We start from the raw sequence: 24147 nt of genomic DNA, 5'->3' as shown, positions 1-24147 counted from the left end.
CCGCCGTTCATAGGGAGTTCGCCCCATGCAGGAATTCATCCTCCACGCCTTACGCACTGACCCGGAAATCGCCGTGTTTCTGGCGATTGCCCTGGGGGTGTTTATCGGCCGGATTCGCATCGGCAGTTTTCACCTGGGCTCGGTGGCCGGTGCGTTGCTGATGGGCTTGCTGATCGGCCAGATCGGTCTGGAAGTGCCGGCGGGGTTGAAGTCGGTGTTTTTCGTGATGTTCATCTACGCCGTCGGTTTCAAAAGTGGCCCGGAGTTTTTCGGCAGCCTCAATCGTGGCACGCTGAAACTGGTGCTGCTTTCGGTGGTGCTGTGCGCGACGGCGCTGGGGGCGATTCTGCTGATGTACTCGGTGTTCGATTTCGACGCCGGATTTACCGCCGGGCTTGGCGCGGGCGCGCTGACCGACACGGCGATCATGGGCACCGCGACCAGCGCGATCAATCAACTGACGATTGATGCCGCGGCCAAGGCTCAGCTCAATAGCCACATGGCAATCGCCTATGCCATTACCTATCTGTTCGGCACCATCGGCCTGATCGTATTTGTCGGCAGCATCGCGCCGAAATTGCTCGGGGTGAACCTGCGTGAATCAGCGCGTGAACTGGAGCTGGAACTGGGCATCGCCAAGGAAGAGGAGGCGATCACCGTGCCCTATACGCGCATTGTGGTTCGGGCGCATCAGGTCGCCAGTAACGGCCAGGCGGATGGTCAGCGCATCGTCGATTTTGAAAAGCTGCATGACTCATTGACGGTGGAACGTGTGGTGCGCGCCGGGCAGATCATCGAGCGCGATGAACACTTCATCCTGATGGCCGGCGATGTGGTGGGCGTGTATGCCTTGCGCGATGCGGTGGGCACGCTGAGTCACTGGGTCGGGCCGGAGATCGATCATCCCGAGTCCTTGTCATTCCCGACGCGCGAAGTGGACATCGTGCTGACCTCGGCGGCGTTTGCCGGCAAAACCATTCATGAAGCGAAAACCCGATTGGCCAGCGATGGGCGCCTGGGGTGCTTCGTCAACACCATCTCCCGTCAGGGCTACGAACTGCCCTTGCTGCCCAACACGGTATTACGCCGTGGTGACGTGCTGACGTTGACCGGGCGCACGGCCAGTGTCGAAGCCATCGCCAAGCGTCTTGGACGGATTCGCAAGAACAACTACAAAAGCGATATCGCCATGCACACATTGGGCATGGTGCTCGGTTCACTGCTGGGGTTGTTGTCGACGCACGTCGGCATGATTCCGGTGGAGCTGGGCATCGGCGGCGGGGTGCTGGTCGCCGCATTGGTGATCGGCTGGTACAACTCGCGCCACCCGGAAATCGGCGCGTTGCCACCGGCGGCACAGTGGGCGTTTTCCGAGTTTGGCTTGACCGCATTCGGCGCCGTGGTCGGTTTGCTGGCCGGGCCAGCGGCGTTTGCCGCGATGAAGGAGCAGGGCCTGGCGTTGTTGTTGTCTGGCGCGGTGGTGACGATCTTGCCGCCATTGGTGGCGTTGTACTTCGGCCGCTACGTGCTGCGCTTGCACCCGATGATCCTGTTTGGCGCTCTGGCCGGCGCACAGACGGAAGCGGCTTCGATGAACAAGATCATCGAACAGTCGGGCAGCAACACCCCGGTGATCGGCTTCACCGTGTGCTACGCCATTTCCAACGTCTTGCTGGCCGTGTGCGGCCCGATCATCATCTTCGTGGTTGCCGGCTAACCCAAGGTTCCCACAACCCCTGTGGTGAGGGGATTTATCCCCGATGAGCTGTATGGTAACCCCGAACTTTTTGGCCCGGATCATCAGTGAAACCGTATCTCGCGGATTTGCGACTGCTGCGCAGCCGATCGGGGATAAATCCCCTCGCCACAGGTTTTGTATTGGCACGGCGCTCTGGGGGCATTCGGCAGGTACTGTCCTGCGTTGCGCCGTCCCTAGGCAGGCTGCGGCGATCATCATTTTCGTGGTTGCCGGCTAAACCAAAGCCTCTGTGGTGAGGGGATTTATCCCCGATGGGCTGTATGGCAGCCCCGAACTTTTTGGCCCGGATCATCAGTGAAACCGAATCTGGCGGATTTGCGACTGCTGCGCAGCCGATCGGGGATAAATCCCCTCACCACAGGTTTTGTATTGGCACAGCGTTTTGTGTGCATTCGGCAGGTAGAGTGCTGCGTTGCGCCGTCCCTAGGCAGGCTGCGGCCCGATCATCATTTTCGTGTTTGCTGGCTAACACAAAACATTCCCACAACCCCTGTGGTGAGGGGATTTATCCCCGATGGCTGCATGGCAGCCCCAGACCCTTTGGCCCGGATCATCAGGTAAACCGTATCTGGTGGATTTGCGACTGCTGCGCAGTCGATCGGGGATAAATCCCCTCACCACAGGTTTTGCATTGGGACTGGGTTTTGTGTGTATTTGTCAGAAGCCGCTTTCGCGCATCAGCACGGCCAGGACGTGCGTAGCGCCGTCCGCGAGCAGGCTGCGGCGTTCGCCTTCGATCTTCAGATGACCACGGGTTTCGCGCAGGCTCGCCAATGGCTCATCCAGTTGAATCAATACCTGAAACAACGCACTGCTTGGAATCAGCGAATGTTCGGCATTGGTCGTCGGCACGGGCCCGCCAAAGCGGGACGACAGCATGCGGTGCGACAACTGGCTGGCGCGGGTGCTGCCGATTTGTACAACACGGCCGGGCAGCGGCGCGGTTTGGCCGTCCGGGTAAAAACGCACATGATCACCGATCGCCATACGATGCACCTGATCCTGCGCGACATAAGCGTCGACTTGCCAACTGCGTGGATCGATCAGCACGCCCAAGGATTCCTGGCGACCCACCCATTGCCCCGGTTTCCAGTCCGGATTCACATCCAGCCAGATCCCGGCAAACGGCGTCTGCAGGTTGAGCCGGGCGATTTCCGAGCGGGCGGCGCGGGCCTCTTCGAACTGCACGTTGAGGCGCTGACGAGTTACGGCGTCTTCGGCGAGGCCGCCGGGGTCGGCAATCAGCCCGGACAGTCGTGCTTCATAACTGCGGGCGCTGGCTTCGCTGGTTTGCAGGCGCGAGGCGATGTCCGGTTCGTCCAGGGTGATCAGCGTTTCTCCGGCCTTGACCGGGCCGTCCGGATGAATCGACTGCAGGCGCGCCGGGTAGGGCGCATACACGCGCAACTGGTGTTCGGCGCGGGCGACACCGACCGCATCGATCTGCGTACGCCACGGCATCGCCAGGCCCAGCAGAATCGCCAACAGCACCGCGTAAAACATGATTTTGCGCCGACTCGCAATCGCCGCCCGATTCTTCCACCAGTGACCCAGTTCGCGCATCACCGGCATTGCGATAAACCACGACAGTTCGACCATGAACAGGAAAATCCCCAGAACCTTGAAGAAGAACAGGTAAACCGCCAGCGCAATCCCCAGAAACAGCACGAGTCGGTACACCCAAGTGATGATCGCGAAGGTCACCAGCAAGCGCCGCTGACCGCTCGGGAACGTTTCCGGCCAATCCTCCTGCAGCCCCAGCAGATTGCGCCGCAGGGTGACGCGCGCCAGGGCCGAGGCACGCTCGTGCAGGTTGGGAAAATCCAGCAGGTCGGAAAGAATGAAGTAACCGTCAAACCGCATGAACGGACTGGCATTCAACGCCAGTGACAGCAACCAACTGGTGGTCGCCAGATACAGCAGCGCATTACGCAGCGCGCCCGGGTCGCACAATGCCCAGCCCAGCGTCGACAACCCGGCCAGCGACAGCTCGGTGACGATGCCTGCCGAGGCGATTGCCAGCCGTTGCCGCGAGCGGCTGAGTTTCCAGCTCTCTCCGGTGTCGGTGTAGAGCATCGGCCACATCACCACAAACGCGATTCCCATGTGCCCGACCCGCAAGCCCAATCGCGTGGCGACCAAGGCATGCCCGAGTTCATGCAGGGTTTTCGCGACGATCAGCGCCAAGGCAAAACTGAACAGGCCTTCGGTGGAAAACGACTCGACCACGGCACTGGTGAACACGTCCCACTGTTGCAACACCAGAATAATCCCGAGCAGGCTCAGGCTCAGCACGACCATCCCCGTCAGCGGATGAAACAGCCAGCTCAGCGCCCGAGCGAGCACCTGCAATGGCTTTTGCGGGCGCAGCAGCGGGATGCGGAAAAACAGGTAATGGTGCAGCCACCAGCGCCAGGTCAGCCAACTGCCTTCTTCGCTTTTGCTCTTCAGGCGCTCAAGCGCGGCAGGCCCGGCGCGCAACAATTGGTGCTGCTCAAGGAACTGACGAAAATCGAGCACCTGCTCGACATCCGGTTTGAGTGCCGTGCCTTCGGCGATCTGCTCGCTGATCGCGCGGGGTGATTGACCCCAGCGCAGCAGGCACTCGAATTCCAGCCAGCCGATGCGGTAGAAACGGTTGATCACCGTGTCCTGAATCACCCACGCCGGTTCGCCGTTATTGCCGTGGGCCGCTTCACTCAAGCGCAAATCTTCGCGCAGGGGCGGCACCGGCAGATCGGCCGGATCGAGCATTACCAGCCACTCCAGGCACGCAGCGTCGCCAGCGGTCGGCGTAGGAGGTAATAACCGAGCATCACCCGACCGCCGTAAAGCTTCGCCGTGCCATGCAGGCCGAGGCGTGCGTGCTCCGTAGCGCCGTCAATGCTGGCGAGCAAGCGGTAGGCGACCACACCTTCATCGCTGGGCCGCGCCTGATAACTGGTTTCGAGAATCTGCCCCTTGAGCGGCGTCAGCGGGTACGCGGTCAGAAACAGCGTGACCTCGGCGCCCGGTTCCAGTGCGATGGCATCGGCCACCGCCAGTTGAATGAGCATGGCCGGCTGAGTCGGATCAGCCACCTGCATGATGCGCTCGCCCGTGACTACCGGCTTGCCCAGCCAATCGTTGGGATCGCTGAACACCGCAACGCCGGCCTTCGGCGACAGCACTTGCGTACGTTTCAATTGCGCCTGCACGGCTGCCAGTTCGGCCCGGCGCTGCTGCGCGCGACCGGCCAGCAAGGTCAACTCGCTTTTGCTTTGCGGGTTATCGAAGGCGCGCTGACTGGCTGCCTGCAACTCGGCATCGGCGACGGCGACTTCCTTGCCAAGCACTTCGGCGCGGCTGCGCAAAGTGGTTTCGTCGAGCGAAAACAGCGGCGTGCCGGCATCCACCGGTTGATTCGGCCGGACCTGGATCTTTTCGATCACGCCATCAATCGGCGAGCTGATGATCTGTGCCTGCCGCGAAACGATTTCCGTCGGCGCCAATGCCGTTTGCCGCACCGGCAACAGCAGCAACGCGCCGATCACGATCAGCCCCAGCAACAGTTGTTTGCGATTGGGCCGCCAGCGACTGAAACGCTTGCGCCGGGTCAGCGCCGCCCAGCAATACGCCCACGTGGCGACCAAGCCCTTGAGCGGTTGCCACAACACGGCCGGCGGTTCTTGCTCAAGCAGCAGGATCAACAGGCCCAGCCGTTGATTGTCACGATCGTGCACCGGCACGCACCACAGCCCCGACGGCCACCATTCGTTCCAGCCTTCGGCAATGTCGGCTGGCGGTGCGGCGGTTTCCTGGGTGATCCACACCGGCTCGGCGTCAGGCACTTGCGCCGCGACCCAGCGACTGGCCCGGCGTAGCCACACCAGATACGGCGAGTCCTCACTGGGCCGCGACAGACCTGAGACGTTCAGCAGTTCCAATGCAGATTCGCGCTGGGCAAACACCAGCGCCTGATGAAACTGCAGCAACGGGTACAAGTCGTTGGCCATGCTGAAGGCCAGACTGTTCAGCGAGTCGGCGGCCATGGCCTTGTCGCGCAGCGCATCGAGCTCCAGCAACAGGTGAGGGTGGGGCAGCAGCGGCTCGTTCATCGTCATGGGCGCGCGTCTTGATCGAACTGCGCCGTGCCGCTCATGCCGGCCATCAGGTCGGGGTATTTGTTATCGAGCCGGGCTTCCAGTTCAACCGTTTGCGCCACGGCATCGACGCGTGAATTGATGCCGCTGACATGGGCCGGGTAGGTCTTGCCGGTTTCATGGATGCTGACTTGCAGCGGCAGGCCGGGCTTGAGGTTTTTCAGCAGATTGGACGGCAGGTTCAGGCGGACTTTCAGCGCACCGTCGCTGACCAGATCAAACAGCGGCGTGCCCGCGGTGACGGTTTGATAAGGCTTGACGTAAACCTTGGCCACGCGCCCGGAAAACGGCGCAAGCACCTGGCAATAACTGCTTTGCGCCGCGCCCATGGCCCGTGCACCGTCAGCTTTTTGCACTTCGGTGTTGGCCATCGACACTTCGATATCGCCGACTGCGTTGAGCTGGCGCAACTGCTGTTTCGCTTGCAGGTTCTGTTTGGCCATGGCCAGTTCGGCGGCGGCGACTTTCGAGCGCGCTTCGGCTTCATTGCAGTTGAAGCGGGCGAGCAGTTCAGACTTGGCGACCTGTTCGCCGAACCCGGCTTTCAATTCCCCGAGGGTGCCAGCCATTTGGCTGGAGAGGGTGGTTTCCAGTTCGGCCGCGAGCAATACGCGAATGGCGCTGGCACTTTCCAGCGCGGGCGCCGAAGAGGTTTCTTCAGCATGGACGGGGAGGATCAGACTGGCCAACAGCAGCGCCCCGAAACGGGACTCACGGGCGATTTTGCGCATTCGGCGTTCCTTGCGAAGTGGCGGCGAGCAGGCGTTGTTGTTCTTGTTCGTTCAAGGTCCGCTGGATTTCCCGGGCCAGGGTCTTGATGTCGTGTTGCGAAATTTCCTTGGGCAGCACGTCCAGACCCACCGAGTTGTACATCCGCCCCCACGCGGCCTGAGCACTGGAGAATGCCGCTTCACGTTGATAACGCGAGAGCAGGTAACGGCCCTCGGAGCGAATCACTTCGAGTTCCGAGCCCAACGCGCCGGTTTTCGCCGCTTGTGCGTAGTTGAGCAGGCTGCGGTCGACGCGCAGGCTGTCTTCGGCAAACTCCACCTCTTGACGCGCCAGTTGATAGCGCAGGGTGCCGACCCGTACTTGCGTGAGAATCGCCATCGACAGCGCCACGCGACGGGTGTCGTCGGTTTCGCTCTGGGACTTTTCCGCGGCGTTCAGCGACGGCAGTTGCAGCAGGCGGATGAGGTTCATCGACACTTGCAGACCGGTGCTCATCCAGTCGTTGTTGTAGAGGTATTTGTTGGAGTCGTACTTGTAGCCGAAATCGACGCTGACGTTCGGCCACAACTGCGCCTTGGCGATCTCCAGATCCTTTTGGTTAACGCGTTTGCGATACCACTCTTCCATGATTTCCGGACGGTTCTCCAACGACAATTGCTCCAGCCGCGCCATGCTTTGACGGACCTCTGGCAACGGTGGATCGGGCATGTCGGCGAGGACCATTTTCGAGCCCGGCGGCAGCGACATCAGCGCCGACAATTCGGCCTGGGCAAATTCCAGATCCTGGCGGCGTACGGTCAGCAGATAAATCGAATCGAGCAGCGCACGCTGATAGGCGAGGATTTCCTGACGCGGCAGCAGGCCACGGGTCTCCGCTTCGCGAGCCGAGGTCAGCGCGGTGTGGGTGCGCATCAGCAGCTTGTCGACTTCGGGCATCAACCGCTGCGCGCCGAGTGCCCGCCAGTAAGCGTTGCGCACGTCTTGCAGGACGTTCTGCGCGACTTTGCGCCGACGTTCCTCAGCCATCAGGATCTGATCGGATTTCTGTTGCGTGCGGTAGTACGCGACACCGAAATCCAGCAGGCTCCAACTCAGGCCCAAACCATAAACTTCGCGATAGCGCTCTTCCGAGGTCGATGGCCGCAGGCTGACCTGGCGGTCTTCGATGCCGATCGAGGTGCCGCCGGAATCGTTGTCACGGCCGGCGTACCCGGCAGAGGCGACCAGACGCGGGAGCATTTCATGGCTGGAAACGTCGCGCAGGTCCGAGGCCAGCGCGCTTTCCATGAGTTTGAGGCGGTAATCGAGGTTGTATTTCAGCGCCCGCGCCGCCGCCTCGTAAAAGGTAATCGGCGCGGTGACCGGCTCCTGGCCGGAATACATGCGGGACTGGTCAGCGATGATGCGCTGGCGGTTTTCTTCATCGGTGGAGGGTTTGGGCTCCGTTGACGAGCAAGCACTGAGCAACAGTGCAGAAGCGATGGCGGTACTGAGAAGCCGGGTCGCATGTATACGCATGTTCATTCCTTTGTATTCTTGGAATTTTCTTCGGGTCGACTGCTTTACCGCTGCGTGCGCCGCTGTGCTGCATCGCGCAATTGCGCGCTGAAGCCCTTGGCCCGTGGTTTTTCCTGTTGTTTTTCCACGTGTGCCGGACTGTGCGTCAGATCGGCCGGGTTCAAGGTGAACAACGATGGATCGCTCAACAGTCCATCGGCACTCAACCCGGTCCGGCCCTGGCGCCCTTGAATCCACAGCAGATCCAGTTCGCTTTCCAGGCGACTGGTGCGCACCGCTTGCTGAACGAATTGCCCCGGCACCAGCCCCAGACCATTGCCCACTGACTCACTGGTGAATTCACCGACCGCTGCCAGACGCAAGTTGCTGCCATCGACGCCCCAAGCCGACAGCTCGGATATTTCTGCCGCACGCTCGACCACCGGCGTGACGAACACCGCCGGCTGTGGATCAGGGATCAGGAAATTGCGGTTCAGGGTGTTCGGGTCACGCTCGAAGTTGTTGCCACCCGGCGCCGGGATGAACGGCGTGGCGATATCGAGGGTGATCGTCAGTTCGGCCTGATCACTGGCACCGGCACGGTCGTTGATGGTGTAGGTGAACACGTCGCGCAGGATCTGCCCGAGACCGGCGGCGGCCAACACGGCGGGGTTGTTCTGGTCGATGGTGTAGGTGTAGCTGCCGTCGGCGTTCAGCACCAGTGTCCCGTACAAACCAATGATCGGCTGGCCAATCACGCCGGCCGTCCCTGAGCCCGCCTCGGCGCCAGTGCGCACACCGACCACCACCAGACTGTCGTTGCCATCGACATCGCCATCGTTGGGCAGCACGTTGCCGACGGTTTGCGGGGCAGGGGCCTGGTCGCTGGCAAAGCCGCTGTCGTTTTGCGCCACCGGCGCGTCGTTGGCGCCCTGAATCACCACGGTCAGGCGTGCGTCCGACGTCGCGCCGGCCGTGTCGGTCATGCGATAGGTGAAGGTTTCACTGAGGGTCTCGCCCGCCGTGCGCAGGGCCTGCACCACGGGATTGTTGTTGTCGATGACGTAGGTATAGCTGCCATCGGCGTTCAGCGTCAGTTGCCCATAGAGGCCGATCAACACTTGCCCGGCGCCCGTCGACTGGCCGGCCTGATTGGTAACGCTTTGCACGTGTTTGCTTTCGCCATTGGCGACGCTGTCGACATCCGTGTCGTTGTCCAGCACGTTGCCACTGGCATCGCTGCCCGGCGTGCCGTTATTGACGCCGCCGGCTTCGACCGCCGTGGCGCGGTCATCGACGGCAATGGGCGTGTCGTTGCGGCCATCGACGGTGATGCGCAGTTCGGCGGTGCTGGTGTCACCCCAGCGGTCGACAATGGTGTAGCTGAACACTTCAATGAGGGTCTGGCCGCTCTGGCGCAAGGCTTGAACGGCGGGCAGGTTATTGTCGACGGTGTAGGTGTAACTGCCGTCGGCGTTGATCAGCAGATCCCCATACAGACCGCGCAATGACGTGCCGACGCTGCCCACCGTGCCGATATCGTTGACGGTGCCGGTGTGAATGCCAATCACCGATAGCGGATCACTCTCGGCATCGGTGTCGTTGTCCAGCACGTTGCCGCCGGGGTTGAGGCCGGGTTGAGTGTTGTTGCTGCCGCCAGCCTCGATGGCTGTCGAGGTGTCGGCATTGGCCACCGGTGCCGAGTTACGCCCGCGAATGATGATGTGAATTTCCGCAAGATCCGTCTGCCCGCCACGGTCGCTGACCTGGTAGGTGAAGCGCTCGTTGAGAAATTGCAGCGGACCCAGGGCCAGCACTGCCGGGTTGCTCGAATCGAGGTTGTAGGTGTAGCTGCCGTCGGCGCCGATAATCAGTTGGCCATACAGGCCGCTAATCAGCGTGCCGTTGCTGTTGTCGGTGCCTGTCGTGACCCAGGCCAACGCGCCGCCGGCCGCTTCGGTGCCGAAACGGATGCCGGTAACGGTTTTGCTGTCGCCCTGATCGACATCGGTGTCATTGGGCAACACGTTACCGCTTGGGTTGACGCCATTGCCGTTGCCGTTATCCGCCACGGCCACCGACGTATCGTTGACCGCCACTGGTGCATCCCAGGCACCGTCAATGCGGATGCTCAACTGCGCGATGTCAGTGGCCCCGGCGATATCGCGCAGGCGATAGGTGAAGGTTTCCACCAGCGAATCGCCGACTTTCAATGCCTGCACGGCCGCAAGGTTGTTGTTGACCACGTAACTGTAGGTGCCATCGGTGTTAAGGGTCAGCGTGCCGTACAAACCGTTGAAGGTTTGCGCGCCAGCGACGGTGGTAAAGGTGCCACCGGCCGCTTCGCTGCCGGTGCGTATACCGGTGACCAGTTTGGCGTCGTTGGCATCGACATCGTTGTCATTGGTCAGCACGTTACCGCTCGGATTGACCCCGGGCGTGCCATTGAACGTGCCGCCGGCTTCAACCGCCACCGCCGTGTCGTCGCTGGCGATCGGGTTGTCGTTGGCCCCGCGAATGGTGATGGACAGCGTTGCGGTGCTGGTGGCGCCAGCGAGGTCGCGGATCTGGTAAGTGAAGGTTTCCGTCAGGGTGTCGGCATTGCTGCGCAGGGCCTGGACCTGCGGATTGAGGTTATCCAGCAGATAGCTGTAGCTGCCGTCGGCATTCAGGGTCAAGCGCCCGTAGGTGCCATTGAAGCCGCTGCCGATCAAGCCGACCGAGGAACCCTGATTGACGCCGATCACGCTGAGCACTTCGCCGTTGCCATCGACATCCGTGTCGTTGCTCAGCACATTGCCGCTCGGATTGATGCCCGGTGTGGCGTTGTTTGCACCGCCGGCCTCGACAGCGGTGTTGCTGTCGTTCTGCGCGACAGGCGTGTCGTTGCGTCCCTGGATGCTGATGTTCAGCGTGGCCCGGTCAGTGGCGCCGGTAGCATCTATCACTTCATAACTGAAGGCATCGAGCAGGGTGTTGCCGGCGCGCAAGGCTTGAACGGCCGCCAGACTGTTGTCGAGGCGATAGCTATAGCTGCCGTCGGCATTGAGCGTCAGCCAGCCGTAAGTACCGCGCAACTCCGTGCCCAATGTGCCTGCCGTGCCGGTGCCAGCCTCTGAGCCGGTGCGCACCGAGGACACCGCGCGGGTTTCGCCATAGTCGTAATTGGGCAGATCACCGGGGACTTCACCGCCGTCGACGTCGCTGTCGTTATCCAGCACGTTGCCCGTTGGGTCCTGACCTGGCTGGCTGTTGTTCAAACCGCCGGCTTCGATGGCCACGCCGGAATCGTCAGTGGCCAGCGGATTGTCGTTCTGCCCGCGAATCAACACGATGATTTCAGCGGTATCGATTTGCGGGTTCGCTCCGACGCCATCGCTGACGGTGTAGGTGAAGCGCTCCGAAAGCAGGTCAACGCTGCGGCGCAGGGCCTGCACGTCGGGGTTGCTGTTGTCGACTTCGTAGACGTAGCTGCCATCGGGGAAAATCGTCAGCGTGCCGTACAGTCCGGCTATCACCGTGCCGCCGAGATTCACGGCGATGGGCGTGCCCGGATCGCCGCTGGCGCCAGACTTGATCAGCGTCACCGTCAATGGATCGCCATCGGGGTCGGTGTCATTGGCCGTGACATCGCCTGACGGATTGACGCCCGGTGTGAGGTTGTTGAGGCCGCCGGCTTCGGTGGCAACGGCAATCACGTTTTGCGCCACGGGTGGGTCGTTGACGCCGTGCACGGTGATCACCAGTTGCGCGGTGTCGGTCAGGCCGGTGGTGTCGGTGACGCGATAGGTGAAAAACTCGGTCAGAGTCTGCCCCGGTGCCAGGGCCTGAACCGCCGCATTGGTGCTGTCGACGTCGTAGAAAAACGAGCCATCGGCGCCGATGCGCAAGGTGCCGTAGAGCCCGGTCACGACAGTGCCGTTGGCTGAGGTGGTGCCGGTGGCCACGCCGCTCAACACATCGACCGCCGGGTTGTAACTGGCTTCGCTTTTGTTGATCACGCCATTGACCAGCAACTGGCTGCTCGGTTGGTCGTTGGCATCGACGTCTTGATCGACGCCGTTGCCACCAGGCTGGGTGATCGGCCCGGGCCTGCTGGGGAATTGAATGACGTTGCCGCTGGGATTGCTTTCCGAGGCGCTGCCGTTGGTGGATGCGGCCTGCGCCGAGGCGGCGTCATCGCTGGCCACCGGGTTGTCGTTGGCGCCCTGAATGACAATGCGCAACTGCGCGACATCATCCAGCCCGCCGGCATCGGTCAGCCGATAGCTGAAAAACTCGACCAGTTGTTGCCCGGCACTCAGGCGCTGAACCGTGGCGTTGCTGTTGTTGACCACGTAGCTGTAAGTGCCGTCGGGATTGATGGTCAAGGTGCCGTAGAGCCCGGCAATCGCCGTGGCGCCGCTGACTGCGGTGAAATTGCCGGAACCGGCCTCGGCCACCGGGCGAATGCCGATTACGGTGCGGGTTTCGCCGTTGGCCGCGCTGTCGACGTCCAGATCATTGCTCAACACGTTGCCCCTGGCGTCACTGCCCGGTGTGCCGTTGTTGACACCGCCGGCCTCGATGGCCACACCGTCGTCATCGACGCCTTGCGGCGTGTCGTTGGCGCCCTGAATGGTCACGCTCAATGTGGCGGTCGAGGTTTCACCGGCAAGGTCAGCGAGGATGTAATTGAAGTTGTCCTGCAAGGTCTGGCCCGACACGCGCAGCGCCTGCACGGCGGCGTTGTTGTTATCGACGACGTATTGATAGGAGCCGTTGCTGCCAATCACCAATTGGCCGTACAGACCATTGATTACGGTCACGCCGAGCACCGGCGTCTGAATGCCGGCACCCGGGCCGACCGAGACCACGTGCAACTGATCGGCGTTGGTGGCGATGTCGACGTCAGTGTCATTGCTCAGCACATTGCCGCGCGGGTCGATACCGGCGGAGGCGTTGTTGGTACCGCCGGCCTCCAGGGCCGTGGCGCTGTCGTTGACGCCGACCGGGTTGTCGTTGACGGCGGCGAGGACGATTTGCAGGGTGTCGGTGTCCGTCAACGCATCGGCGGCCGTGCCGGGAATGCCGTCGCCATCGGCATCGCCGTAGTTGCCGCGATCGTTGCTGAGCACGGTCAGGGTGTCGGTGCCATTGAAGTTGGCATTGCCCAGATAACGCAGGCTGGCCAGCGCGGTGTTGATGTCGGCAAGGTTGCCGATCAGGGTCATGCTCGCGGTATTGGCCCCGCTGACCGTGACACCGGGCACTGTCGCGCCAAGGAACAGCGTGCCGTGAGTGACCGTGAGAATAACGCTGATGGCGCGGTCGTTGACGTTCGGGTCACGGTCGGCATCGACGTCGGCGACACTGATGCCGCCGATGTTCAGCACCACGTCTTCCTGACCGTTTTGGCTGCCGGGGAGGGTGTTGACCGGCGCGTCGTTCTGCTCGACATAACCGGCGTTGGCACTTTGCGTGTCGGCATCGCCCAACGTGATTGTGATCTGGCCGAGGGTGCCGGCATCACTGTCGACGCGCACGCGCAGCTCACCCACCGGTTGCGGGTAACTGACCAGCCCCGCAGGCACGTCAATGCGGAACACGCCCAGTGGCAAGACGCCGAAGTGGTACTGGCCATTGGCGTCGGTGACGGTGGTGAACTGCAAGTTGTCGGCGGTGGTATCGAGACGCCCGTCGGCGCCGGCCCAGGTCAGGGTCACGGTTTGCCCGGCCAGACCGGCGCCGTCCGGGGTGGCGCTGGCGGTCGGGCTGGCGGTGTCGTTCCACAACGTGCCGCTGATCACGCCGAGCCCGGCGTTATCACGCAAGATATATTGGTTCGGGCCAACGCTGCTGCCAGTACGTTCGCCGGTGGTGGTGCCATCGACACCGACGCTGTTGCCGCCCCAACTGGTGAAATCTTCCGGCAGGCTGCTCCAGGTCAGTGTGGCGTTGCTGCTGGCGACAACCGTGGAATTGGGCAGGTCGACCGAATAGCGCACCTGAATCTGCGCGCCGACATCCAGTTGGTCGAAGTTGACGCTCAGGCCCCCGCTGGTGCTGAAACTGATACCCGCCGGCAGATTGCCCGGGCCGTAACTCACGCCATTGATGCTGACGCTGAGCAGGGTGTAATTGCTGCCGCCGGCAAAGCTGTCGCTGACGTTGGCATCGAACGCCGGCAGGCCGCCGTTCTGGGTAAAACTCAGTTGCACCGTGGCGTTGCCGGTACTGCCGCCGGGGTTCGGATTGAAGGTGACGATCTGCTTGTCGAGGCCGCTGAAACCCGGCTCGACCACGCGCTCAAACACCGTGTCACTGACCGCACGGCCGGCGCCATTGACGATTTCCTGCGCGGTGACTGCCAGTTGTGCACCGGCAATGTTGGCGGCGATGTTGGTAACCCTTACGTTGAATTCGATGGAAATGCCTTCGAGGTCGTCATCGTTGCCATTGCCGTTGACCACGTTGCCCAGGTTGAACGTCACCACCTGACTGCCATCCGGGTTGGTGATGACGGTCAGCCGGCTCGGGTCGAAGATGCCTTGCGGTGCGAGGCCCGACAGATCGGCCGTGATCGGCAGCGCCTCGGGACTGTTTTCATTGCCATCAATGTTCAGCGTGCCGCCGACGATCAGGTTGGCGTCGCTGGTCAACCCACCGTTGGAAATGAAGGCAATGCGCAAGGCATTCACCAGCGCATCCGGCGAAATGAACTGCAAGCCGTTGGCCAGGGTAATTTGTATTTGATAGTTGGGGTTGTTGCCCTCGGGCACCAGCACCACCACGCGATAGCGGATCACTTCGCCGACGGTCACTTGTTCGACCGTCGCGGTGGTCGGCGAGGGCGCAGCGGTGTCCGGCAAGCCACCCACGCGGGAAATCTCGATCGCCTGGGCCACCGGAATCAGCAGGGTCGACAGGTTGCGGTAATCGTTGAGGGTGCCGCCATTGAGCACGCCATCGACGCCGCTGCGTTCGCCGCTGTCCGGGCCGTCGAGGCTGGTCCATTGCACATTGGCAACGTTGGCGATATTCGATAACGCCGCAGCACTGGCGTTGACCACGCCGCTGAGTTGCAAAACGATCGAGCCGCCCTTGGCAATGTCGATATTGGCGCCGCTGGCCGTGCGCAACTGGCCGCCGACAATTTCGAAGGCAACCCCGCCGTTGTTGGTCGCCCCGTTCTGATACAGCACGCCGACCAGCGTCACGTTGCTGAGCTGGGTGGGCAGGGTGTCGAGGAAACTGATGTCGAACGCGCTAAAATCGCTGGAGCCATTGCCGTTAGTAATGGTGATGTTGAAAGTCACCGTGTCGCCCTGGTCATAACCGCCAAGGCCGGAAGTGGAGGTGATCACCTGATTGACCTGCAGGGTCGGCTCGCGCACGGTCACCGTCGGCTGGCCACCGGTCAGGGCAACGTTGCGATCCACCGCGACTGCACCGTTTGGCGTGTCGCCATCCGGGTCGCTGAAAATCAACTGCGCATTGTTTTGCAGCGAGACGTTGGCCTGGTTGGCAATGACGTTGTTGGCCACCAGTTGCAGACGAATCACGAAGGTGTTGTTGCCGGTCTGGTTGTCCGCCGACACGCTGGACACGCTGAAGGTCCAGCGCCCGTCGACACCGTCGCCGCCCAACGTGCCGCCAATCCCGGTAAAACCACCAACCAGCACGCTGCCGGCAAAATCGGCGCCGAGCGCGCCACTGCCGGCACGCGTGGTGATGATCTGATAGCCGAGTCCGTTGTTGAAACTGGTGTCCAGGCGCATGCCGGGTGGAATCAGGTCTTCGATGCGCAGATTCTGCGTGGTGCCTTCGGGCAGGGTGATAACGATGTCATAGCGCATGCTTTCGCCGATCACCAGATCGCTGCCGCTGGTATGGGCGGCGCTGGAATCGCCAGCGTCCAGCGTGCCGTCAGCGAATACTTTGCTGATCACCGGGGCGGCGACCTGCTGGCTGGCCAGGTCGGTGAGGTCGGTCGGGGTGAAGTCGGTGCCGTCGTTGACGCTGGCGTAATTACTCAGGGTTGCCGTGGTTTGCAGGCTGCGGCTGGCCTCGATGGTCGCGCTGACCACGACGTCATAGCTGATCACTACCAGATTGGCGCCGCTGGTATCGGCTGCCGTGCCGCTGCGCCCGGCCAACAGACTGGCCTGGCCGCCGGCATCGAGGAAGGTGATCTGGTTGCCGCTGACGCTGTAGTCGGTGCCCAACACCAGCAAGGTGCCGTCGCCGCGATAGATCTGCAGGTTGGCCGCCGCCAGACTGCCGCCGACGAAACTCAGGCCGGAGGGCAGGGTGATGCTGGTGCTGACGTCAAACGCGCCACCGCCACCGCTGTTTTCAATCGCGGTGACCAGACGCAGACGGTCGGCACCGTCGATGTTATTGATGTTGCCATCGACCGCCGAAAGCTCAGTGACGCTGCCATTGAACGGTTTGCCGGTGCTGCCCGGCGGATTCCAGCTCCCCGTGGTGCCGGTCACCGTGCCGTTGGAGCCGGAGACCACGCCGTGCTTGATATTCAGCACCGGCTCGGCGACCGAAACAATCGCCACCACGTCCGAGGAAATCAGCGTGCGGTCGGTGAGGGTGGTCTGTTGGCTCGATTGCGCGAGGACGTCCAGCGAACGCTGATCGGCAAACGGTTGATCGCCCACTCTGACGGTGAAGCGAATGACGATGCGGCTGCCCGTGGTGGTATTGGTGGCGAAACTGCCGAAATCGAACACCACCGAGTTGCCATTGGCGCTGGTCACGCTGACCACGCCGCCGGCATTGGTATTGCCTGCGCCCAATTCCCATTGGCCGACGTCACCGCCCGAACCCCAGGTAATCCCGGTGACATTGAACAACGGCAGCGGCAGGTAAGCCGTCAGTTTGAACTGTTCGTAATCGCCGGTGACCAGGTCGTAGCTCAACTCAAAGGTCACTTCATCGCCGGGGCGTAATTCGCCATTGCCCGGCGGTGCGCCGTTGTTGACCTCGACCAGGCTGATATCGACGGTGCTGGTCGGAATCACACTGGTGGTAGCGGAACCGTCGGTTTCGCTTTCACCGGTGAGGTTGAATTGATCCTGCAACAGCGTGCCGTCAACCGTGGCGGTGTTGCCCAGTTCGTCACCTTCGTTGATGTCCGGGTGTGGGTTGCCCGATGGCGGCTTGTAGGTCTGGCCGACGATGGCCGAGTAGCTCAACACCGCCACCACCGCGCCTTGCAACGTGTCGTCGAAGGCCAGATCGCCGTTGAGCCAGCCGCGAACATTGGAAAACGCATTGCGCAGCGATTGTGCGATGTCGAAGACCATTGAGGTCGTGCCATCGGCATTATTGACCACGCTGGTGACCAGCGTAATGGTCTGCACCACACCGTTGATGGTCACGGTCAGGGTCGGCGTGCCGCTCAACGTCTGGCCGTCGCTGAGCTGATCGCGAATCACCAATTGGCCTTCGTTGAAGAAGTCCTTGCCGAAGGCAAAGTAGTCGGAAATCGCCAGGTTCAGGGTGTATTGCAGCGTGTCGCCGGGGCTGATGCCGGTGTGGCCGACGTCGTTCTGCATCGTCGCGTTTTTCACCAGCGTGATCGATTTGGCGATGAATTGCGTGCTTTGGCCGGTGCCGCTGAAGTCGATGGTGGTGTTTGGCGCAGTGAGGTCACGCGGGTCCAGCGGCACCCACTGGCCGGAAGCGGTTGGCGCGCCGAGGGTGACCGTCACGGCATCGCCGGTCACCGGATTGATGACGGGCTGGCCGTTGGCATCGACTTCCGGCACGTAGAACGCGACCACGGTATCGGTCTTGCCGGTGAGGCTGTCGTAGGTGACAGTGAACGAATTGATGTAGACGTCGTTGGCCGCAATCAGCACGGCGATTTGCGCCGCACCGGTCACCACGGTGCCGTCGTGCAGGGTAATCGACGTCACTCGGCCGCCGGCGCCGGGGGTGATCGAGTTGACCTGGATGTTGTCCGGCAGCGGTTGGGTGATCACGACGTTGGTCAGCGTCTGGCCAGGTGCCGGGGTCGCCGACAGGGTCAGCGTGCGCACGTAGTTGGGGCCGGTAGCGGTTTCGCCTTCCGGGGTATTGATGGTTTCGCTGACCGTAATCACCGTCGGGTGTACGACGAAAGCGGCGGTGCCGGCCTGAATCAGGCTGGGATCATTGGTCGGGTTGTCCAGCGCATCGTTGCCGAACTGAAAGCCGCCGCTGGCACGAATGGTCAGGTCGGGGGTGCCGTTGGAGAACGCGGTGTCCGCCAGGTTGCTCAGGCTGGCGGTGATCTGCACGCCGATCACCGGTTGCTGATTGGTGACACTGGCGAAGGGCAGTTCGATGACCACCAGTTTGTCGCCGGCGCGCATGCCGTAAGTAGCAGCGTTGATGATCAGGAAATTGCCATTGGCGTCTTTGGCCAGAGGGTGCGTGGCGTTGCCGTTGGCATCGAACGTCACCACATGGCTGATCAGGTTTTGCCCCAGGTAGGTGGCGGAGATGAAATTGACGCCGTCATTGCCATCCTTGCCGGTGGCCGGCATTGCCAGGTTGATGAACGGCGCGTAACCCACCTGCGTCGAGGTGTTGCTGAAATTCACGGTGAAGGTGAACCGGTCGCCGAGCAGCACATCACTGCCGCCGGTGGATACCGTGGCGGTTGGCGCGGCGTCGGCCAGCAATCCGTCGAAATGCGTCATCGCGAGGCTGCTGATGGCGATGCTCTTGTCGATGTCACCGACTTTGGTTTCCAGCGTCCAGTCGCCGCCGGCCTTGCTGCTGCCGGTGTCATTGCTGGAGGCGCCGACATCGGCGCCGGTCCAGCGCGCGAGTTCATTGACCAGGGTTTGCCCGGCCGCACCGGCGCCGACATCGCAGCCGTACAACTGAATGTCCGCACCTTGGGTCAGGTTGCTGCGCCACTGTTCGAGGGTTTTGCCCAGCGAATCGATGTTGTCCGAGCTGACGGTGCGGTTGCCCAAGGTGAATTGCCCGGCGGCGCCGTGGGACATGATCTGAATCGAATCGACCTTGCCCAGTTGCGCCAATGCGGCGGAGATCGCGGCCAGGCCGTCTTCGCCGACATTCACCACAATCGCGGTGACATTGCCGGGTAATTGCGCAAGCAACTGATCACGGTTTTCAATGCGACTGTCGATCACCAGCAAGTTGCGCGCGGCCGACGGTCCTTGCTCGCTGGCGGCGCGGCCTTCGGTGGGCGTGGCGTGCGGCACCTGAGCCTCGGCAGCGGCCGGCGGAGCGGCGGGATCGCTGTGATGCTGGTCGACCGTCGCCGAGGCGGCAGCGCCGTCGAACAGAATTCGGGGTTCCAGCGCCAGTGACTGACGCTGCGGGCGCAAATGAGCGCCGGAAAATCCACCGCGTGAACCTTGCATGATCGGCCCTCGTACTGCCTGCTGAATCCTTCCAATGAGTGCCGACGCCGGGCGACGGACAAATTCAGCGTAGGCCGTTTCTTACGGTTTTCCAGCGTCCAAGCCGCTATTTCAGGGCCTTGGAGATACGTGGCGTAGCAGCCTTTGGCTATCAGTGGGCAAGGCCTTTGTGCGCATTGGCGCACAACAACTCTGCGGTCTAGGCTGGTCAGTCAGTCGCCCTCGGGGCGCAACGCCCAACGCAGGGACAGGAGCGGAACCGATGAAAACCCCAGCCAGTATTGTCTGCCTGATGTTCACGCTGGTTCTCGCGCCGCCCGTGCGCGCCGAAGACCCGCCCGCCAGCCCTGCGCCCGAGGCTACCGACGACGCGCCACTGATCAATCCGCAAGTGGTCGACAAACTCATCGACATGGGCAATTACCTGCGCAGCCTGCCGAAATTTCAGGTAGATGCCCAAGTCTCGCGCGACACGGTTCTGGAGTCCGGGCAGAAGATCAAGACCGAGTCTGCCAACACCCTGAAAGTGGTCGGCCACGATCGTCTGTACGCGAAAAGCGAAGGCGATGTGCGCACCCGCGAGTTCTTCTACAACGGCAAAAAACTCACCCAGTATTCGCCGTACCTGAAGTACTACACCACAGTCGACGCCCCGGCCACCGTGGCGGAAACCCTGCACAGGGTCGAGAACTTCTACGGTGTGCAGGTGCCGATGGAGGATCTGTTTCTGTTCGGCAGCGATCAGGCACAGATCGATGCCTTGAAAGCTGCGTTGTACGTAGGCCCGTCGATCATCAAGGGCCAGCTCTGCGACCACTTGGCGTTTCGCCAGGAAGGCATCGACTGGCAACTGTGGCTGACCCGTTCCGACAAACCCTTGCCGTGCAAACTGGTGATCACCACCACGGACGAAAAGAGCTATCCCGAGTACAGCGCGGTGTATCAGTGGAACCTCAAGCCGACCATCCCGGAGACGCAATTCACCTTCAAACCGGGCAAGGGCGATGTGGCGATTGCGTTTAAAAAAGCCAGCGATCAGGGAGCGCAGTGACATGAACAAGTCGATGACGTGGAGTCTGTTGTTGTCGCTGGCCGCCGCAACGCTGTTGACCACAGGTTATGTCGCCGAGGCCGACGCCCGGCCGCAACGTGCTCAAGGGCATGCCCGCGCCAACGTCAACCGCGCGCCGGCACCCAACGCGCAACGGGCGCAGCGAATCAACGCACCGCAGCGGGCCAATCATGTGAACGCCAATAATCGGGTGAATGCGAATAACCGGGTGAACGCCGGCAATCGGGTGAATGCCGGCAACAATGTCGGCAACCGCACTTACGTCAACAACAGCAATCGCAACGTCAACCGTAACGTCAATATCGACAATCACCGCGATGTCGACATCGATGTCGACGGCCATGGCCGTTATGGCTACGACGATAACTACCATCCAATTGCGACGGCAGCGGCCGTAACGGCGACAGTCGCGGTGACGGCGGCGGTGGTCGGCTCGATTTTCACCCCGGCGCAAATGCCCAGCAGTTGCGTGCAGGTGATTCGCTACAACGTTGCCTACATGCAATGCGGCTCGACCTGGTACCAACCGCAGTATCAGGGCAGTGATGTGACGTATGTGGTGGTCAATGCACCTTGAGCAGGGCTGAGGCTTTCAGGCTTTCGGCAGCCAGGGTTGCATCTGCGCCAACATCCCGCGTCCGCCACGGCGCAAACCAGTGGCCAGCGTCAGCCACGACAGATCGCTGACGATGACTTGCGCGGCAGGCACCAGCCGTACCTCACCGGCGGTGCCGCCGGCAGGACCACCGTCCGGCATGAAAATCGTCAGCCAGTCATCCACGCTTTCGACGATCAGGCACAGCCGAAAGCCTTCGCCTTCGGCAATCATGCCGACCTTCGAACCCTCTTCGTTTTCCATCCCGGCAAACCGCGCGGTGGTGTCCTTGAATAGCTGATAGCCCGGCAAATTGCTCAGCAACTTGTTCTCGGTGGCCTCCAGCGCCCGCGCCGCCACTGAAGTGCGCGCGAGCAATCCGGCGAGAAAACACAGGACGATCAGCCCCAACAACGTGGCAACGGTCACCAGCGTGACGCCAGCCACATCAAAACCCTTGAACATCGGCAGCAGCTTCTCGACGGGGCCGCGCAGCAGGTGAATGGCTTTTTCGATCAACACGACGATCAGCACCAGCGGCAGGATAAACAACAGCCCACCGATGACGGTGGTCTTGATGAACTTGAACATGACGGCTCCTTGAATAACGGGCGATGCGCATTCAAGGCTAGCTGATGCCGGGCGACATGTTCGATATGGCTTGAGGGGAGAAATGACAGGTGGCGAGGACGCTTGCTCCCGCTGGGGGGGGGGCGAAGCGTCCCACGCATGATGCCTGGAGAGTTCGGGAGCAAGCACCCTCGCCACAATGACGAGCATGTTCTCTGCTGAGTGCGGTTCGATCTGGCCTCAGTCGATTCGCGGATGCTGTTGCGCCAACTCTTGGCGCTTGGCTTCCAGCGCGGCGATTTCGGCGTCGATGTCTTCGATTTTCTGCTCGATGTTGTCGTGGTGTTCTTGCAGCAGTTCCTTGGCTTCCTCAAGGTCCGAGGCCGCCGGTGCAGCGCCACGCAGGGGCTTGTTCGCGGTTTCCTTCATGGTCACGCCGGTGACCAGGCCGACCACGGCGATGACCATCAGGTAATACGCCGGCATGTACAGATCGTTGGTGCTTTCAACCAGCCAGGCGACCACGGTCGGCGTCAAACCCGCAATCAGCACCGAGACGTTGAAAGCTGCGGCCAATGCGCTGTAGCGAATGTGCGTGGGGAACATCGCTGGCAGGGTAGAAGCCATGACGCCGATAAAGAAGTTCAGCAGCACCGCCAGCATCAGCAGGCCGGCGAAGATCAAGCCGATCTTGCCGCTGTTGATCAGCATGAACGCCGGAATCGCCAGAATGAACAAACCGATGCTGCCGACGACGATGAAAGGCTTGCGGCCGATCTTGTCGCTGACGAAACCGATCAAGGGCTGCACGAACAGCATGCCGACCATGATCGCGATGATGATCAGCACGCCACGGTTTTCGCTGTAGTGCAGGTTGTGCGACAGGTAGCTCGGCATGTAGGTGAGCAGCATGTAGTAGGTGACGTTGGTCACGGCCACCACGCCAATGCAGGTCATCAGGCTGCGCCAGTGTTTGGTCGCGACTTCCTTGAACGACACTTTCGGGCCACGGGCCAGGCCTTCGCGGTCACCCTGTTCGAGTTTTTCGACGTGCTGCTGGAACGCCGGGGTTTCTTCCAGCGCATGGCGCAAGTAGAGGCCGATCATGCCCAGCGGCAGGGCGAGGAAGAACGGCAGGCGCCAGCCCCATTCTTCAAACTTGGCTTCGCCCAGCGTCGTCGAGATCAACACCACCACACCGGCACCGAAAACGAAACCGGCGATTGAGCCGAAATCCAGCCAGCTGCCAAGGAAACCGCGTTTGCGATCCGGCGCGTATTCGGCAACGAAGATCGACGCACCGGTGTATTCACCACCGACCGAGAACCCTTGAGCCATTTTCGCCAGCAACAACAGGATCGGCGCCCAGATGCCGATCGAGGCATAGGACGGGATCAGGCCGATGGCAAAGGTACTCAGCGACATGATCACGATGGTCGCGGCGAGGACTTTCTGCCGTCCGTACTTGTCGCCCAGCGCGCCAAAGAACAAACCGCCCAGCGGCCGGATCAGGAAGGGCACGGAGAACGTCGCGAGCGCGGCGATCATCTGCGTGCCGGGATCGGCTCCGGGGAAGAACACTTTGCCGAGCACATAGGCGACAAAGCCATAGACACCAAAGTCGAACCATTCCATGGCATTGCCCAGAGCGGCGGCGGTGATCGCCTTGCGCATCTTGGCGTCGTCGACAATGGTGATGTCGTTCAGGCCGATCGGCTTGACGGTTTTTTTGCGTGATTTCATCCGGGTATTCTCTTTGCTGATCCATCTTGCCGCGTAAATGCCATCGATTTGATGGCGCGTGCTCTTTGGCTCAGATACATGAGGACACGAAATAATTCACTGCTCGGCGCTTTTTTTCGCCGCACACCTCTGTAGGAGCTGCCGAAGGCTGCGATTTTGATCGTTCCCATGCTATGGGTGGGAATGCCGCCGGGGACGCTCTGCGTCCCACCATCAAGAGATCGCAGCCTTCGGCAGCTCCTACAGATCTCAGTGTAGTGAAGGGCGAGGGTTAGCTCGGCAATTGCAGATTATCCAGCACCCGATTCACCGCCAGTTCCCCGAGCATGATCAGTTGCGCAATGCCCAACAGCGTCCGGCGCTGCGACGCTGGTATGAGATGAGCGAAGTCATTGGCGATGGTTCTTGCGCTAGCGAGGGTTTCGCAGGCATCGACCAGCAGCTCCTCGTTTTTGAAGTCGGCGGTTACGGCGTACATCCTGCGAGGTTTACGGGGCGGTGGCGTGGAGTCCGGCGGGCAGAGGTAGTGATCGAGGGCGCGGTCGGCGGCGTCGTTGAGTTTTTTTGAATCGAGGGATTCGTAGGGGGAGGTGAGATCGGATTCGGGCGGGTTAGGCGTTGGTTTTATCATTGTGAAGCTCCTTGAGAAAAATGGA

The 24147-nt window shown here is 61.6% G+C and carries 11 protein-coding genes; 3 read left to right on the top strand and 8 right to left on the bottom strand.

The features are described from left to right. The first annotated feature begins 25 nt into the window (after nucleotides 1–25). A complete protein-coding gene (gene aspT / locus ACZZ0B_RS11725; protein WP_463545255.1) occupies nucleotides 26–1717 on the top strand; it encodes an aspartate-alanine antiporter in 1692 nt (563 codons plus the stop codon). 699 nt (nucleotides 1718–2416) lie between these two features. Here aspT and ACZZ0B_RS11720 read toward each other — a convergent pair. The 5 genes from ACZZ0B_RS11720 to ACZZ0B_RS11700 are packed head-to-tail and all read right to left on the bottom strand — an operon-like array spanning nucleotide 2417 to nucleotide 19511. Beyond that, a complete protein-coding gene (locus ACZZ0B_RS11720; RefSeq protein ID WP_463545254.1) occupies nucleotides 2417–4513 on the bottom strand; it encodes an HlyD family efflux transporter periplasmic adaptor subunit in 2097 nt (698 codons plus the stop codon). Beyond that, nucleotides 4513–5862 carry an efflux RND transporter periplasmic adaptor subunit gene (locus ACZZ0B_RS11715; RefSeq protein ID WP_463545253.1) on the bottom strand — a complete coding sequence of 450 codons (1350 nt, stop codon included), beginning with the start codon at nucleotides 5860–5862 and terminating at the stop codon, nucleotides 4513–4515. The genes ACZZ0B_RS11720 and ACZZ0B_RS11715 overlap by 1 nt, the downstream gene beginning before the upstream one ends. Further along, nucleotides 5859–6632, bottom strand: a complete 774-nt coding sequence (locus tag ACZZ0B_RS11710; RefSeq protein ID WP_463545252.1) for an efflux RND transporter periplasmic adaptor subunit — start codon at nucleotides 6630–6632, stop codon at nucleotides 5859–5861. Before ACZZ0B_RS11710 ends, ACZZ0B_RS11715 begins: the two co-directional genes overlap by 4 nt. Beyond that, the gene (locus ACZZ0B_RS11705; RefSeq protein ID WP_440093714.1) at nucleotides 6613–8151 is read right to left on the bottom strand and encodes a TolC family protein; all 1539 of its coding nucleotides are present in this window, start codon (nucleotides 8149–8151) and stop codon (nucleotides 6613–6615) included. The genes ACZZ0B_RS11710 and ACZZ0B_RS11705 overlap by 20 nt, the downstream gene beginning before the upstream one ends. 44 nt (nucleotides 8152–8195) lie before the next feature. Further along, a complete protein-coding gene (locus tag ACZZ0B_RS11700) occupies nucleotides 8196–19511 on the bottom strand; it encodes a VCBS domain-containing protein (RefSeq protein WP_463545251.1) in 11316 nt (3771 codons plus the stop codon). A 262-nt stretch (nucleotides 19512–19773) separates the two neighbouring features. Here ACZZ0B_RS11700 and ACZZ0B_RS11695 point away from each other — a divergent pair, with 262 nt between their 5' ends. After that, complete coding sequence (locus ACZZ0B_RS11695; protein ID WP_463545250.1) at nucleotides 19774–20562, top strand: DUF2092 domain-containing protein; 789 nt, start codon at nucleotides 19774–19776, stop codon at nucleotides 20560–20562. Between the two features lies 1 nt (nucleotide 20563). Beyond that, the gene (locus tag ACZZ0B_RS11690) at nucleotides 20564–21160 is read left to right on the top strand and encodes a hypothetical protein (RefSeq protein ID WP_440093718.1); all 597 of its coding nucleotides are present in this window, start codon (nucleotides 20564–20566) and stop codon (nucleotides 21158–21160) included. A 15-nt stretch (nucleotides 21161–21175) separates the two neighbouring features. Here ACZZ0B_RS11690 and ACZZ0B_RS11685 read toward each other — a convergent pair whose 3' ends face one another. The 3 genes from ACZZ0B_RS11685 to ACZZ0B_RS11675 all read right to left on the bottom strand — a co-directional run bounded on the left by ACZZ0B_RS11685 (nucleotide 21176) and on the right by ACZZ0B_RS11675 (nucleotide 24122). Further along, nucleotides 21176–21769: a DUF502 domain-containing protein gene (locus tag ACZZ0B_RS11685; protein ID WP_008077553.1), complete on the bottom strand. Its 594-nt coding sequence runs from the start codon at nucleotides 21767–21769 to the stop codon at nucleotides 21176–21178. Between the two features lie 219 nt (nucleotides 21770–21988). Continuing rightward, entirely contained in the window at nucleotides 21989–23491 is a 1503-nt protein-coding gene (gene proP, locus ACZZ0B_RS11680; RefSeq protein WP_158830965.1) for a glycine betaine/L-proline transporter ProP, read from the bottom strand. A 271-nt stretch (nucleotides 23492–23762) separates the two neighbouring features. Beyond that, the gene (locus ACZZ0B_RS11675; RefSeq protein WP_463545249.1) at nucleotides 23763–24122 is read right to left on the bottom strand and encodes a DUF6124 family protein; all 360 of its coding nucleotides are present in this window, start codon (nucleotides 24120–24122) and stop codon (nucleotides 23763–23765) included. Nucleotides 24123–24147 lie beyond the last annotated feature (25 nt).

It is taken from the genome of Pseudomonas sp. AC247, from assembly GCF_979258015.1.
The sequence above is the reverse complement of the archived record's forward strand: the minus strand, read 5'-3'. Positions and strand labels throughout refer to the sequence as shown.